This window comes from Arthrobacter sp. ISL-28 (assembly GCF_018613875.1).
Classification (GTDB): Bacteria; Actinomycetota; Actinomycetes; order Actinomycetales; family Micrococcaceae; genus Arthrobacter.
Map to the genome: position 1 here is coordinate 18,883 of NZ_JAGGPJ010000009.1, position 14,394 is coordinate 33,276.

A 14,394-nucleotide genomic window follows, 5' to 3' on the forward strand; every position below is an offset into this window, starting at 1 on the left:
CGGCATGTTCTCATGCGGCACTGACAAAAAGCGCGGAATACGTCCTGAGCTGGGTGCGGCACCCATGCCGTCAACGCTCATTGCTTTCAGCCACGCTCAAGAGCCGAGCAACCTCCGGGGTCATGGAGTAGCGCTCACCGTCCCAACCCCAGATGTAGTGCCAGGAAGTGCCTCTAGGGGTGGTGTACAGCGGAAGGCCGGCGCGGCGAATTGCCTTTCCAACGCCCCCGAGGATGCCTGCGACGCCCGATTTGCCTTTCGGATGCCCGGTCAAATCGGCAAGCTCCTCTGGAAGGAGGTACACGGTCTCTTCTCGGACCGCTTCTATCAGGTAGTGGAGGATCCTACGCCCCGGCAACGAGATCTCACTCCACAGGGCTGCGGCGATTGCCGGAGCTTCATCTGTTTCGACCCAAGAAGGGACAGTGCCGGATGGCAACTGGGTGGGCGCTTCAGGGTCGTGGACATTGGCAATGAACTCTCCGAAGCGGATGTAGAAGTCCTCAACTCGATGTTCGGGGACATGGACGGTAATCGGAATAATCATACGAACTCCAAGATAGGTTACAAGACGGGTTGACTCTCTTACTGTGTCTTCCTCGAAAACCAATGTCAAGGGGGGTTATAACCCGTCTTGAGTTGCAGAGACCGTGATGCTGCGATAGATGGCGACGTGTCACAACCTTGGAATCGGGACACCCCGGGTTGGGCACAATGTTGTGACTGTTAGTTGGGAATGGCGGTTAATTCACAGTTAGGACTGGCGGTTTGGCCCGTTTCGTTCGGGAACGCTGAACGGGGCAGGGGACGAGACGAGTTGACCGCGTGCGGCGATGCCGTCACAGACCGTCTGTTAGAGGGCTACGCTGGTGCCCACGAAAGCAGCCTGAAAAAGTCAGGAGATGCAGGATGGCACCAGCAACGTTGTTCGGTTTGGTTCTCGTTGGCGCCGGGTTGTTCCTCGTGGCAATATCGCGGCCTCTGGCAAGGAGGGCCGCGATCATACGGAGATGGTTCTCCTCAAGCGCGGACATAGCGTGGTGGACGCAACGTGAGATACCAAGAGTACGTTTGATCGCAGCTTCCTGGATTCTCCTTGGAGCCGGATTCGCTATTTACGGCCTCATTACTGGGCGCTAGGGGCAATTCGAGTTAACGGCCCGGATCGCTCATTGCCGATCCCGTAGCTAACGGGGACGCACGGCAGAGGAACGCTGAACGTGGCAGGGGACGAGACGAGTTGACCGCGTGCGGCGATGCCGTCACAGACCGTCTGTTAGAGGGCTACGCTGGTGCCCACGAAAGCACTCGTTAGTAGTGCGACCCTGACCCCGGATGTGAACGAAGACGGATTCAAAGAAATCGAGAACGGCTCGGATGAGGCGGCCGGCGCGACTGTTGTGGCTCCGCTCACTCCGTGCTTAGCTGAAATTTCAGGCACTATCGAACGCCAGGGGGACAAAATGGAGCAGAGACGTAAACCTTCGCTGTACGCGAGAACACTCCGCGCCGGCATCGCCGTGGGTGTGTTTGGCGCGCTTGCCATGATTTTCTCGAACCTCTTCCTGCAAAACTTTGGTGTGGTGTCTTTCAACGGGTCCAACGCATTCTTTGTGGTCCTCACGCAGATGTACTTGCTCGCTACCGTGGCGTGCATGCCCTTCTCAGCTGCCCTTGTCGCAGCGGCGCTGGTCATGCGCTATCTCGACACCAGGTCCACGGGTCCAGTGGAGCGTGCAGAGAACCCGCCCGCGTCGATGCACTAGTTATGAGCAAGCTTCCGAACATTATCTGCCCGGTATTAGCTCTCGTTCTGGTGGGCTGTGCTGGTTCTCCGTCAGATTCGTTTCGTCGTACCTCCAGCAGCGACAGCTCCTGGAACGTCGGCGCAACTCACCCCAGATATGACACGCTGAGTCCCTGCGATAAGGACTCGCGCGTTGAAAGAGCAGTCGTTTCCAATGATCTGCCAGCTTCGCAGCTTGGGATAAGGCTTGTGCCTGGGTCGACAGAAAAGGATGCGGTACGCATCGCGGAATGTCTCGCTGAGACTCTCACGGGCGGAGAAATATGGATCTCTTCGCCCGGATAGACGAATTATCGTGCAGAAGCGAAGCGCACCGGTAGGGGTTCACAGGGGACCCTCAGTAGGTCGTCTCAACGACATCCAATGAGAGGCAGTGGCAGTTTGATTGAATCAGCAACTTTCGTGATCAAGGCATTCGAGCATGTCGTGGACTTCGTCGTGGAGCCCTTTCCTCCGCCAGATCCCGCAGCCGCCCTGCAGGCGGCGATGCGTGGTGAGAGGCAGGAAACTCCCTTGATGGTTCCACTGATTTACACCGGCGTCGCTGTGGGGCCAGTCGACTTGGTTATCGAGGTCCTCAGCGAGAGACCGGAGATTAACGGGACTGCCTGGGAGGACATCCATGAGTTGTCCCTGACGTTCCCTGAAGGCAAGGCGTACTTCAACGAGCCCACGGGCCGGGCCAGGAGGGATGTAGGGACCATTGAGGGCGAGGAGAAGGGCACATACCGCGTCCGGCTTCACGCCACCGGCCGCGACACCGCCTTTGATGATGTCGTGGAGTCGCCAGTTGAGCGTCACCTAGTCCAGTTCTGGAAGGAGCCACCATCGCCGGTGTCTGTCCTGTCATCGCGATCAGAACGAGGCAAGAGCCTGCCACGTTTCATAAAGATGTGGCAGGGACCACCCGGTGCCACGGCCGGCAGTGAACCACAACTGCTAAACAGCCCGCCTGAATAGCGGTAGCCGCAGGCGGAGGATAACCCTCAACTCTGATCCCAGGCCAAGTGACGATTCCTTCCGCACACGTCCCGTAAGAGGCTCGTCCGCATAACGTCCCAAAAGAGGGTCCAACGGAGGAACCCTGATCGGGACCCAGCTCCCCCTGATCGGGACACAGCTGATACTTTCCCCTCATCTAAGCCCTCCAACCCCCTTGCTCAGGCAGTCCTTCCCGGCTGTCTCGGATTTCTTTGACGAAAAGCCACACGCACCAGGCCAAGGCGATGAGCATGGGAGGCGTCGCCAGGATAAACGCGGCATATCTGAGGTGAAAAGACGTAGAAGAGCTGCCGTCATTCATCCTGTACGAACACTCAATACCCAACGGGACCCACGCATAGGTACTACGCGGCAGACCATACCGGCCGCCTTCAGGTGTGTAGACAGAACTTGCCGGGCGTTCCGCCAAACACAGGAACGAATCGTCGGCATTTCGGATTATCATGCCGTAATCGAATTGCCGGACGGCCGCGTACCAGAGCAGCGCTATGAGCATAAAGACCAGCAACGCCCGCCACTGTCCGCGCAATGCTGCCCACCCCTTCAGCTCGATGCCGCTAGCTGGTCACTATGACACAGCCTGCAGTGTGCTGACAGCGTTCACAAGCAGCCGCACCACCCCCAGGAAGCCGAGAAGTGGCAGCGACCCGCCGAGGGCATAAAACCTTGCGCGCTCCTTGTATGTCCAAACCTAGCTTTATCTCCGGGTGTCTTTCCTGAGCTTTATGAGGCCGCCGATGATAAATGCCGCGCCGGCGAACAACAAGACGATCGCGCCGTTGTACATGCCAGGGAGATAGAGCCACCAGATTCCCACGCTGAGGAAAGCTACTCCTGCAGCAAGTATGACTAATGTTTGGCTGCTCGGTTTCATCCTATTCGACTCATTTCGATAGAAGATTAATGCAGCGTCCTACGCCTTTGGGGAGAGGAAGCTATCTAAATGTACGGCGCCACACATCCATAGACCGATGCCGCTGCATCACCAACCACCCAACCTCGAACGGGACAAGAAATCGTGGCTAGATGGCCTTCATGGTTTCGCTGATGAAGCCCCCTACTGCATGGGCAGTTATTGGACTCGTAGACTGATTTTGTAGCGGAAGGGAGCAGACATGGCGAAGCGGCGTATGCGCGACAACTGGGTGGTGTACTTGATACCACCCTTCGCCGTTGCCGCCTTCTTGGTTTGGCTCATGAGGGACGTCTGGCGCTGGTTCTGACGGGCCTACAGGGGCCGGCCCGATGCCCTGAAGCCGAACGTCTATCGGGTCATCTGCCGAGCCTTTGAGAGGCTTGCGGCCATAATTGCGATCATGGATGGTATTCTTTCGACGCTAGAACTCCGGGACGTGGTCCGGTACTGGTCTGTCCGTCAGTTTCCACGTTTTTGGCACCTCGAGCCGCGGTCATCATCCGTGCAGGAGATCCTGGTTGACGGACAGATCCTGTCGGATGTCTTTGACTTGGATCAAGCAATGCCACCGGCGGAGGGAACGGCCCTTAGAACAGACAACCCCGATCATGCCCTGGCTAAGGTACAACGTCTCTTGGGACTTGCGGAACCCGATTTCAGGGGCGGGCGGGTTGCATTGCTGGTATGTCCTGGCTGCCTGGAAGCAGGATGCGGAGCGTTGAGCGTTGAAGTCCGCCGAACAGAAAACACCGTCATCTGGGCGGAAGCCGGCTGGCAGGATGACACCGGCGACGCCGATGACGTCAAGCCAGTTCCGGGTCCTCGCACCATCACGTTCGCCCGCAGCCAGTACGAATCAGTCCTGGCACAGGCGCTGAGTCGCTGGCAAGGAATCACGAGCCGTCGGACCGGGGACAGCCCGGTGCCGGTGCTTATTTCCTACCCCGTACTGGCCGTCGACGAGGAAGGAGCAGTTCACTTCTTCAATGACCGGGAAACACTTGAAGGCGTGGCTGAGATGTTCATCCATGGCGAGTTCACTCTGGTCGTTGACGCGCGTGGCATCGAGTACTCCTACGAGGAAGGCGACCTCCCATACATCGAGTTGAAAAGTAGCGATCTGGCCAACGCAGCGGACCTACTTCGGATAGTCGAAGAACGCGTGAATTACCTCCGCTCTCGTGGAGCTCTCCGTCATGCTCCATCCTCGCCGGCGCCAAACGGCGATCCGATTAACAGTGAGTTCTCGCCGGCCTTCCGTCTCGCCCGGGAGTACAGCCTGGGCTAGTCGAAGTGGTCCTGCCCTAGCCGGTCAGCTGCGAGACTCCTTCGAAGACGAAACCAGCCTGGGCTCTAGCACTGTCCCCGCTGCGGGAACCCTCTGCGACATTCGATAGCCTGCTGACTGAGTCGGAGGCTTTCATCAAATTCGTTCAGGCACGTAGGCTCGGCCTATGCGTAACCACCGAGCTGATCCTAACGATTCCGTTGGGGACCTAGCTCGATACGTCATCCAGGCAGTCAACCTTTACTGGGCTGAGGACGTGCAAATCGTCGGCGCATGGCAGGACGGACCGGCCAGCGCATGCGTCGTATAGTGCCGGAGTATCGACCCCATGATGACCCTTGGCTGCAGGTTAGAGTTTCATGCAAACTCAGCAGACGGCACCATTGAGGGCTTCGCCCGTGACGTGGCGGGCACTCTCGCCGAGCCGATTGGTACCGCCAGGCATCGGCAAGATCAGCACGGCATCGTTTGGGTGGCCGTCTCCGAGGACCGCCCCACGCCCAAGCCGCCCGTCGAGGTCATACGAATGCTCGGCGGTAGATAAAGCGATTCCTTCGCCTTCAGTGGGCTCCCCAACCGCTGGCCGATTCCAGGTTGGAATCTAGCCGTAACTGGGCTGTCTGGTCCTTGGCCGAACCTTCTACGGTTCTTGCCTGACGAGTTCTAGAACGTGGGCATAGTTTTGTTCGAGGGTGGGAATCGGCGTAGCCAGGCGCCGTAGCGCGACTCGGACGACGTCGACGGCAGACTTCCTGGTGATACGAACCAGCGGGTATCCCTCCTCGACTACTTCCCAGTGGGCCCCCGGAACTGTGTGCGTTAGGACGTCTCCGTAGAACATGCCGATAGGGGGGGCAAGCTCGGCCGCTAAACCATCATTGATGGCTTGATCAAGAGTGGCGAGGCTTTCTGCTGTGCGTGGCAGCGTTTGACCTCGCTCTTGGAAATAGCTGAGGAGTGCGTCGTATCCGCCGACGTTAGTCGGTGGGGGTACCACGGCATCCGACGTGACTGGCTTATATTCTGCGTACCTTCTCGGCATTCCCGCTGGCAATTTCTGCAGAGGTTCGTTGGGATCCTCAGGGATGCTCATGTGGTCATCCTAAGCACACACCCCATTATCGTTGGTCGGATTGCCGGGAGCCGAACCTTGAGCGGGCTCGTGTCGTGTAGAGAACCTTTGTCTGCCCGGACCTAGTCAGGATTCCGGATACTCAGTTGCCATCCCTCCGCTTTCGCGCGGAGAGCACCACCGGGATGTCAATGGTCAAAGCAAGCACTAGGACGATCGCCGCCGCATACCCCCAACCGATCCACTGCGCCAGAATTAGGAGGAGGGCCACAAACACTGGCGTTGAGTACAGAAACCACCTAGACACAATCTTGATACCGTCCCGCGCATGCCGGCTATTAGATGTCATTGTCTCTGCCTTCCTGTTCGCGTATTAGTTCATCGGCACATGATGAAGCCCTGCGACCGCACCAACACCGACGTGCTGCGGGACATCTCCTGAGGGCGGGAGCGAACAGTTGGTCCCGCTCGGACGTCTCTACCCGACTACGTGAGGATCCGGTCTAAGCTCTGGAAGCGGATCGAGCTATCTGGATCAGATGGTCCATCTCCACCTCGAAATTCTTGTCCGCCCCGAAGAACGTTTTGTCAGTGATCCTCCACCCGAATCTGTCATAGGCGAATGCCTCCACCTCGGCGCCTTGCGCAGTTGGGCTAACAGCCAGCATGAGACCTACCGGAACGTTATTCTTTCCCCACGGTATAAGCTCGCCCCAGAGCTTATACAACGTCTTCGATCCGGTCATGATTTCAAGTTTGGAGCCACTCGTCGTGACCTTATAGCGCCTATCACTGAAGGCTTTTAGAATCCTGCTTCTAACGTCCTCTGGGCTCATGGATGTAAGCCAAGTTTCCGAACGTGAAAATAGCGGGTTCGCATTGCCCTTTGGTCTCAGGTCTGACATAGCAACTCCCTCATTATTCGGACCGGCAATCACCGGACTAAGTTTGGAACCCGCGCCGCATGATCGGCGGCATGAGCTTCAGTTGGCAGAATTAGTCTTCTGGCGCCGCCATTGCATTAATCTTCTCCCGGCCACAAGAGTGCACAATATGGGGAGAAGTGGAAAGAACGGGCCCCCTGACCCAGTGGCAACGAAGGCCACTGCACCCCAGAAGAGAAGTGTGGCTACCAGCCACGCCGCCACAGTCCTCCCTTTTACTGGCCGTGGAGGAAGCTCCTCACCGCTGGCGCGCCGCTGCTGCAATTCCTTCCAGGCCTGCCAGCCCAGGGGAATCAAGATCACAACGGTCAACCCGAGAATGATCATGGCCGCCAAGAAGGAAGATGCACCGGCCATCTCGAGTGGTATGCGACCTACCGGACCGAGAAGAAAGAGCAACAAAAACAGCCAGAAGTAGAAGCGTCTGCGCTTGGGCGGCAACTCATCCCAAGTGCGGTGCCGCTGGGCATAACGGGAGGTTGAGTTGTCGTTTGCGGCTGCCATGCTTCACTGTCTCACCTCGGGGCTTCAGCGCACTACCGTGTCGCTGTGCAGGGTACTACTGCAGGTTCTGCCCAGGAGAAGGGCAGAGGGCTAAACCCTGTTTGCGACTGCAGGGGCAAGATTTTTTCGCGCCGCACCATGCAAAAAAGTCCGAAAGAGGCCTGTCCGCATAGCGTCCCGAAAGAGGGTCCCGCATCGGGAAGTGCCCCGTCCGACCTGCATGTCGGAGTGTCAGTCCAAATAACGCCCCGTAAGACCGGTCCGGTGACTCGTCCGATGAAGGGACACTGTACGGCCCACTCAGCGAGCTAAGTGTTCCTGTTCCATTTCCTTGGAACCGGGACAGTCCAATTGGGACACTCCCCGATCCCGCTGTCATTTTCCCGTTCGGCCGCGGGCGTTGAGTGTGAACCGCCGTAGCCATCGTCACTCACAGCACTGGCCCACCCCTACGCCCTTCAGATGTCCCATTTCCTTGGAGGTGGAGGCCATCGGGGGCGTCCCACCGCACGCCTCCTAGGGTGCGGCTGGACTTCTGGCCGGTCAACCTCCAAAAGGTCCGGGAGCCGCTGCCGCCAAAAGCATCAATCGGCACGTGGGCACGACTGGAGGCCTGGCCACAACTTTTTGGTCAGCAGCGCTGCGCCGATTCCCAGTGCAGACCCAAGGACGACATCGGAGGGCCAGTGCGCGCCGATGTGCACGCGGGAATATCCGACGCCCGCGGCGACGGGAATGACGGCGGCGCCCAGTCCCGGACTCACCAGGGCGACACCCGTGGCAAAAGCCGCCGCGGACGCCGAATGCCCCGACGGCAGGGAGGAACTGCCGGATTCCGGAGGCCCGAATCGCAGGAAAGACAGCTGCTCGGGTCGCGGCCGCGAAGGCAGCAGCGTCTTGAACACCGCGTTCGTGCCCGAAGCCAGAGCAAGCGCGATCAGGCCCAGGCCGGCGTGGCCGGCCGTTTCGCAGCGCCATCGCCGCTGCTGCCGCAAACCAGAGCTTGCTGTAATTTGCGGCCCAAGACAACCTCTGCAACGCATCGTCGGCGGCGCCGGCTTGGGAGACGGCTGACACGGTCGACCACCGCCCGGTCCAGCCCAAACAGTTTTCCCGGCTTTCCGGAGGGTTCCCGCCATGTGACCGGCCTGCTTACGTTTCATCACGGCCCGCCTCGCCGGTTGACCTCAGGTCACCGGCGCACGGTGGCTCATGAGTCTGACGTCGTGTGTTGTCGCACGCTCTTCCCCTGTGAGACTGCGACGCGGCGCGCTTTCACGGTGTCCCGGTTCCCGGCACCCCAGGTAGGCGGGTTGGCTCCGAGGATGTTTCGGAGGCCCCATGCGGAGTGTGAAGGGAGGCGACGAACTTGGCGAGTTCTTCCTGAAGGATTCTCCAGTTTTCGGGGTCCATGTCAGCCGGAAAGGCGTCGATCTCTGCCTTGCGGGCAGCAGCCAAGGCCGCCTCCCCTGCACTGGTTAACTCGACAATGAGTTGGCGCCGGTCCGAAGGGTGCCGTGTCCTTGTGAGGAGTCCTCGGTCCTGGAGCCGGGTCAGGACCTTCCCGAGGGTCTGGCTTTTCACGTGCACTATGGCGGCAAGCTGTTCCTGGTTCCGCGGGCCGGTAGCGATTCCATCGAGAGCTATGACGGCGGCCCGCGTCAGGCCAAGCGGTGCCAAGGCGTCGTCCTGGCGGCGCTGGACCAGACGGGCTGCCAGGGAAAGCAGCCGGTAGCTGGCCTGGAGGTCCGGCTGGGGCTCGGTGGTCATCGGTCGGTTGTCCTCGACCCAACCGGTCTCGATGGGTTCTTTTTCGACTTCTTCATCAACGGTCACTTCGTCGGTCATGCCGTTCCGCGGTTTGGCATCCGCGATCGGTTCGCTTTCGCGGGACAATGCCTCCCTGACGGAGATTGCTTCCCACTACGATAAGCCTGCTTAGCATCCCGTTGGCAAGTATGCTTAGTAATCCGCGCCTGGTCGCAGCTAGCCGTGCGGGTTCGACCAAAAGCCTGCCCGGCGCCCGCCTGCGCAGATTGCCGGTTCCCCGCCTGAGCTTGAAGCGTCAAGGGAATGAACGCTTGTCCGGCGGCTCGGAAACTGCACGCGGGCACCTCCCGAAACTCCTGGCGGGAACTGCGGCGGCATTTCCTCCCAATTTGTCCTTGCGCACCAGATAGCAAGTGTGCTTACGATTCAGTTAGTAATCCTGCTTACTAATCGAACCCGGCCGTTTGCTGGTTCTCGATCGCCAGCTGACCCTTCCTGAAAGAGAGCAACGATGACTGAGAACCAATGGCCCGAGGCTGCGCCGCCGACCACCAGTGACCAGTACCGGAGCGCAGGAACGCCGGGACTCTCCGTTGAGTCGGGGGGTTCCAAAAAGGACGTCGCCAAGGAAGAAGCGGCGAATGTGGCTGGCCAGGCCGCCGGCGCCGCTCAGAACGTGGCCGGGACGGCCAAGGCCGAGGCTGCCAACGTCGCTTCCGAGGTGAAGACAAACGCCGAGGATCTCCTTCATCAGGCAAAATCCGGTCTGACGAGCCAGGCAGGCATTCAGCAGCAGAAGGCCGCCGAAGGGATCCGCAACATCTCCTCGCAGCTGCGCACCATGGCGGAAGCACCCGACCAGCAAGGTGTCGCCTCCGACCTGATCCGCCAGGCCGCGGACCGCTCCCAGTCCGTCGCATCCTGGCTGGAGAACAGGGATCCGGGCTCGCTGCTGGACGAGGTCAAGACCTTCGCGCGTCAACGTCCCGGCGCGTTCCTGCTCCTCGCAGCCGGTGCCGGCGTACTTGCCGGCCGGCTGGGCCGCAGTCTTCAGGCAGGCGCCCCGGCCGCCACTTCGGAAACCGGCACAACCGTGCCCGCGCAGCCCGTCCAGTCCCCGCTGGCGGCGGAAAGCACCCTTGCAGCGGGAACCGGTGGGCCGTTCTACGACGAAACCACGATCAGCGCTCCCGATTACGGCGAGACCGTCTATGGTGAGCCAGCGCGGCCCGGATTCGCCGCTCCCGGGTCGGCGGGCGCGCCGCTGCGCGATCCCGATGAACCGTATGTTGAGGGTGAAGGACGTCAGCTGTGAGCAGCCAGGTACCGGAGACACCTCCGACGGCCGCGCATGCCAAGGCGGACACGAATTCCCTCGGGGAGCTCTTGGGTGATGTCACCCGGGATCTTTCCACGCTGATGCGTCAGGAGCTGGAGCTTGCCAAGGCCGAAGCGAAACAGTCCGCGACGAGGGCCGGCAAGGGCGGCGGCATGCTCGCTGGCGCCGGCGTGGCCGGGCACTTCGTGCTGGCCTTCCTGTCCGTGGCCCTGTGGTGGGCGCTGGGCACCCTGATCGGGCTGGGCTGGTCCGCCGTCGTGGTGGCCGTGATCTGGGCCATCATCGCCGCCATCCTGGCATCGGTGGGCCGCAAGGAACTCAAAGCCATCAAGGGCATGCCCCAGACCGTCGAAACCGTCCAGGAAATCCCGCCCACCCTGAAACCCAATGGAGACCACCGATGAGTGAAAACCCGGACGCCATCCGCGCCGACATCGAAGCCACCCGGGCACGCCTGGGCACCAACGTGGACGCGGTCGCCGACAAGGTAACCCCGTCCAACGTCGTCCACCGGCAGACCGACAAGGCCAAGCACAAGGTCAGGGACGCCGTCTTCGGAGTGAAGGAGAAAGTCATGGGCACCGCGGACCGCGCCACCTCCAAGGTCCACTCAACCACCGGCACCGCCGGATCCGCCATCAGCGATGCCGGCTCGGCAGTCAGTTCCACCATGCACGACGCCGGCGAAGCGATCTCCGAAGCCCCGCATAAGGCCGCCGCCAAAACCCAGGGCAACCCCCTCGCCGCCGGACTGATCGCCTTCGGTACCGGCTTGCTCGTCTCCTCCCTGATCCCGCCGAGCGAGAAGGAGCGCGAAGCCGCCGACGCCCTGAAGACAGCCGCGGAACCGGTCACCACCCAGCTGACCGACGCCGCCAAAGACATGGCCGAGGGCCTGAAGGAACCCGCCCAGGAAGCCATGGAGAACGTCAAGACCACCGCCGCCGACGCCGCGGAGCACGTCAAGGGAGAGGGCCAGGCCGCCGTTTCCGACGTCAAGACCAGCGCCGCGGACGCGAAGGACCACGTCCAGAACACCTGACACGAATGTGTGGGCGGGCAACTTCCCGGGGAGGGACGCCCGGTCCGCTGCACAGCCCCGGAAAGGATGGGTCACGTGTCCGAAAAGGAGGCCCCGGAAACCAGCACGGCCAAGGCGTCCAGGGCGCCCGCCCCGGACGATGAGCGCAAACCCGGCAGCCCAACGGATGTCACCAAACCGTCCTGGATGTACATCGCCAAGAAAACGCTCCGGGAGTTCAGCCAGGACCACTGCCCGGACCTTGCCGCCGGCCTCACCTACTATGCTGTCCTCTCGCTTTTCCCGGCGTTGCTCGCACTGGTTTCGCTCCTGGGGATCTTTGGCCAGGCGGAAAAAACGACGGCGGCACTCCTGGACATCGTGCAGGGAATCGCCCCCGGCACCACCACGGACATGATCCGCGAACCCATCCGGGAACTGACCACGTCACCGGCGGCCGGCTTCACTCTGGTCATAGGCCTCGCCACAGCCCTGTGGTCCGCTTCCGGCTACGTGAATGGGTTCGGCCGGGCCATGAACCGGGTTTACGAAGTCGACGAGGGCCGCGGCTTCATCAAACTCCGCGGAACCATGCTCGGCGTGACGGTCCTGTCCGTGGTCATTGTCGCGTTGCTCGCGGCCATGCTGGTTATCAGCGGCCCGGTCGCCGAAGCCGTGGGGGGCGTCCTCGGACTGGGCGGGGTGTTCCTGACCGTCTGGAACATTGCAAAGTGGCCGGTCATCATCCTGCTGGTCATCGCGGTCATAGCGATCCTCTACTACGCCACCCCCAACGTCCAACAGCCCAAGTTCCGCTGGATGAGCATCGGCTCCTTCATTGCCTTGATGATCTTCGTGCTGGCCTCGCTGGGATTTGGTTTCTACGTGGCCAACTTCGGCAACTACAACAAGACCTACGGGGCAATCGGCGGCGTGATCGTCATGCTCCTGTGGCTCTGGATCCTGAACATGTCCCTGTTGTTTGGTGCCGAGTTCGACGCCGAGATGGAGCGTGGGCGCCAACTCCAGGCCGGTATCGAGGCGGAGGAAACCATCCAGCTGCCGCCCCGCGACACCAAGAAGAGCGACAAACTCCAGGAGAAGGAAGAGGAAGAAATCCGGCAAGGCCGCGAAATCCGCGAGCAGCACAGCCAGGACAAGGACATGCCAGACGGCCGGAACCGGCGACAGTGATCACGCACGGCACAGTCGGGCCCCTGCAACCTGCACCGCGACCGTCCCGGCTGGACGTCCCTATCCATGGACGGCAGTGTGGTCCACGGCTTCGGAAAACCGTACGGGAGGATGAAGAAAAATGGGTGCAGCTCCCGGCGCGGCTGCACCCATTCATTTATGCAGAGTGTCGTTCACTGATCTCACTGGCTGTTGCGGTCAGTCCTTCTTGAAGACGTCCTTGATCTTTTCGCCGGCCTGCTTCAGATCCGACTTGGCCTGGTCGCCCTTACCCTCGGCCCTGAGACCCTCATCGCCGGTCGCTTCGCCAGCGGTTTCTTTGCCCTTGCCGCTCAGCTCGTCTGCGGCGTTCTTAATCTTGTCATCCAAACCCATGGTGTTTCTCCCTACGGTTCGCGCCCCGCCGGCCTGCCGCCGGCGGCTGACACTTCCATCCTAGCGACCACCACCGAAAATTCGCCGGTGCCAGACACCGAATAGTAAGTATGCTTATGGATAAGTATGGAAGGCCCGTCAGAGGGCTTCCGCCGCGGGTCCGGCCCGCAGCCCCCCTTTCACGGAGTCCAGAATGCCCTCACATCACACCCCCGGTGGTGACACCCGCACCGGTACGGCGCAGCCATCACCGCACGGCCCCCCCTATACGAAGAAACCCATAGCTAAGTTCAACGAACCGAAAACAAGATCCAAGGGAGAGACATCATGTTCACCAGGGAAAACATTGACGGTGTGCTCAACGCCGGCGGTAACGTCCTGACCACCGACGGGGACAAGATCGGTTCCATCGGCCAGGTCTACGCCGACGACAACAGCGGCGAACCCACCTTCGTGACCGTCAAGACCGGGCTGTTCGGCACGTCCGAATCGTTCGTCCCGCTCGAAGGCGCACGCATCGAAGGCAACGACATCCTCGTCCCGTACACCAAGGACCAGGTCAAGGACGCACCCAGGGTCGCCGAGGACGGCCACCTGGAACCGGGCGAGGAAGACCGCCTTTACGAGCACTACGGTCTCGGCGGAGGCACCACCTACACCGACACCACCCGCGACACCGGCAGGACCGACACGTACGCGTCCAGGGAAACGACCGGAACGATGGGCAGGGACACCTCTGCCGGCGGGACCGATGATGCGATGACCCGCTCGGAGGAGCGCCTCCGGGTCGGCACCGAGCAGCAGGCCACGGGCAGGGCGCGGCTGCGCAAGTACGTCACCACCGAAAACGTCACCCAGACCGTCCCGGTGGAACGTGAGGAAGTCCGGCTCGAACGCGAACCCATCACCGAGGAGAACCGCGGCGCCGCGATGTCCGGACCGGACATGACCGAGGACGAACACGAGGTCACCCTGCATGAGGAACGCCCCGTCGTGGAGAAGGAAACCGTCCCGGTCGAACGCGTCCGCCTCGACAAGGACACCGTGACCGATGACGTCACCGTCCAGGAGGAAGTCCGCAAGGAAAACATCGACACCGACACCGGCGAAACCCGCCGATAACAGCCCCCCCCGATCGCGGGCACCGGGGCCAGGGCCTCTG

At 61.1% G+C, this 14,394-nt stretch carries 15 protein-coding genes; 8 read left to right on the top strand and 7 right to left on the bottom strand.

The annotated features are described in order from the left end of the window. Positions 1-70 precede the first annotated feature (70 nt). Positions 71-547, bottom strand: a complete 477-nt coding sequence (locus J7E80_RS07690; RefSeq protein ID WP_215050891.1) for a hypothetical protein — start codon at positions 545-547, stop codon at positions 71-73. Positions 548-1,463: 916 nt separating this feature from the next. On the opposite strand from J7E80_RS07690, the gene J7E80_RS07695 reads away from it, so the two are divergent. The 3 genes from J7E80_RS07695 (at position 1,464) to J7E80_RS07705 (ending at position 5,013) form a co-directional block, all read left to right on the top strand. Further along, positions 1,464-1,766, top strand: a complete 303-nt coding sequence (locus tag J7E80_RS07695) for a hypothetical protein (RefSeq protein WP_215050892.1) — start codon at positions 1,464-1,466, stop codon at positions 1,764-1,766. Between the two features lie 422 nt (positions 1,767-2,188). Next, complete coding sequence (locus J7E80_RS07700; RefSeq protein ID WP_215050893.1) at positions 2,189-2,767, top strand: hypothetical protein; 579 nt, start codon at positions 2,189-2,191, stop codon at positions 2,765-2,767. Between the two features lie 1,676 nt (positions 2,768-4,443). Further along, on the top strand, positions 4,444-5,013 hold the full coding sequence (locus tag J7E80_RS07705; protein WP_215050894.1) for a hypothetical protein: 570 nt from the start codon (positions 4,444-4,446) through the stop codon (positions 5,011-5,013). A 640-nt stretch (positions 5,014-5,653) separates the two neighbouring features. On the opposite strand, the gene J7E80_RS24575 is transcribed toward J7E80_RS07705, so the two are convergent. From J7E80_RS24575 to J7E80_RS07725, 5 genes are all read right to left on the bottom strand, one after another. Further along, complete coding sequence (locus J7E80_RS24575; protein WP_396020731.1) at positions 5,654-6,106, bottom strand: DUF6278 family protein; 453 nt, start codon at positions 6,104-6,106, stop codon at positions 5,654-5,656. 482 nt (positions 6,107-6,588) lie between these two features. Further along, complete coding sequence (locus J7E80_RS07710) at positions 6,589-6,921, bottom strand: hypothetical protein (RefSeq protein ID WP_215050895.1); 333 nt, start codon at positions 6,919-6,921, stop codon at positions 6,589-6,591. Positions 6,922-7,068: 147 nt separating this feature from the next. Beyond that, positions 7,069-7,533 carry a hypothetical protein gene (locus tag J7E80_RS07715; protein ID WP_215050896.1) on the bottom strand — a complete coding sequence of 155 codons (465 nt, stop codon included), beginning with the start codon at positions 7,531-7,533 and terminating at the stop codon, positions 7,069-7,071. Positions 7,534-8,117: 584 nt separating this feature from the next. Next, positions 8,118-8,528: a phosphatase PAP2 family protein gene (locus J7E80_RS07720; protein WP_311380779.1), complete on the bottom strand. Its 411-nt coding sequence runs from the start codon at positions 8,526-8,528 to the stop codon at positions 8,118-8,120. A gap of 280 nt (positions 8,529-8,808) precedes the next feature. Further along, the gene (locus J7E80_RS07725) at positions 8,809-9,429 is read right to left on the bottom strand and encodes a MarR family transcriptional regulator (RefSeq protein WP_311380780.1); all 621 of its coding nucleotides are present in this window, start codon (positions 9,427-9,429) and stop codon (positions 8,809-8,811) included. A 385-nt stretch (positions 9,430-9,814) separates the two neighbouring features. Between J7E80_RS07725 and J7E80_RS07730 the strand changes: the two genes are divergently transcribed. The 4 genes from J7E80_RS07730 to J7E80_RS07745 all read left to right on the top strand — a co-directional run bounded on the left by J7E80_RS07730 (position 9,815) and on the right by J7E80_RS07745 (position 12,857). Beyond that, the gene (locus tag J7E80_RS07730; protein WP_215050897.1) at positions 9,815-10,618 is read left to right on the top strand and encodes a hypothetical protein; all 804 of its coding nucleotides are present in this window, start codon (positions 9,815-9,817) and stop codon (positions 10,616-10,618) included. Further along, positions 10,615-11,046 carry a phage holin family protein gene (locus J7E80_RS07735; protein WP_215050898.1) on the top strand — a complete coding sequence of 144 codons (432 nt, stop codon included), beginning with the start codon at positions 10,615-10,617 and terminating at the stop codon, positions 11,044-11,046. Before J7E80_RS07730 ends, J7E80_RS07735 begins: the two co-directional genes overlap by 4 nt. Beyond that, a complete protein-coding gene (locus tag J7E80_RS07740) occupies positions 11,043-11,684 on the top strand; it encodes a DUF3618 domain-containing protein (protein ID WP_215050899.1) in 642 nt (213 codons plus the stop codon). Before J7E80_RS07735 ends, J7E80_RS07740 begins: the two co-directional genes overlap by 4 nt. Before the next feature lie 75 nt (positions 11,685-11,759). Then, entirely contained in the window at positions 11,760-12,857 is a 1,098-nt protein-coding gene (locus tag J7E80_RS07745) for a YihY/virulence factor BrkB family protein (RefSeq protein WP_215050900.1), read from the top strand. 198 nt (positions 12,858-13,055) lie between these two features. Here the strand turns inward: J7E80_RS07745 and J7E80_RS07750 are convergent, their stop codons facing one another. Further along, entirely contained in the window at positions 13,056-13,232 is a 177-nt protein-coding gene (locus J7E80_RS07750) for a CsbD family protein (protein WP_215050901.1), read from the bottom strand. Between the two features lie 327 nt (positions 13,233-13,559). Between J7E80_RS07750 and J7E80_RS07755 the strand changes: the two genes are divergently transcribed. Continuing rightward, on the top strand, positions 13,560-14,354 hold the full coding sequence (locus J7E80_RS07755; protein WP_215050902.1) for a PRC and DUF2382 domain-containing protein: 795 nt from the start codon (positions 13,560-13,562) through the stop codon (positions 14,352-14,354). Positions 14,355-14,394: the final 40 nt, after the last annotated feature.

Coding starts and splice junctions, on each gene's coding strand:
- J7E80_RS07690 (WP_215050891.1), bottom strand. CDS start 547: ATGATTATTCCGATTACCGTCCATGTCCCCGAACATCGAGTTGAGGAC.
- J7E80_RS07695 (WP_215050892.1), top strand. CDS start 1,464: ATGGAGCAGAGACGTAAACCTTCGCTGTACGCGAGAACACTCCGCGCC.
- J7E80_RS24575 (WP_396020731.1), bottom strand. CDS start 6,106: ATGAGCATCCCTGAGGATCCCAACGAACCTCTGCAGAAATTGCCAGCG.
- J7E80_RS07710 (WP_215050895.1), bottom strand. CDS start 6,921: ATGAGCCCAGAGGACGTTAGAAGCAGGATTCTAAAAGCCTTCAGTGAT.
- J7E80_RS07715 (WP_215050896.1), bottom strand. CDS start 7,533: ATGGCAGCCGCAAACGACAACTCAACCTCCCGTTATGCCCAGCGGCAC.
- J7E80_RS07730 (WP_215050897.1), top strand. CDS start 9,815: ATGACTGAGAACCAATGGCCCGAGGCTGCGCCGCCGACCACCAGTGAC.
- J7E80_RS07740 (WP_215050899.1), top strand. CDS start 11,043: ATGAGTGAAAACCCGGACGCCATCCGCGCCGACATCGAAGCCACCCGG.
- J7E80_RS07750 (WP_215050901.1), bottom strand. CDS start 13,232: ATGGGTTTGGATGACAAGATTAAGAACGCCGCAGACGAGCTGAGCGGC.
- J7E80_RS07755 (WP_215050902.1), top strand. CDS start 13,560: ATGTTCACCAGGGAAAACATTGACGGTGTGCTCAACGCCGGCGGTAAC.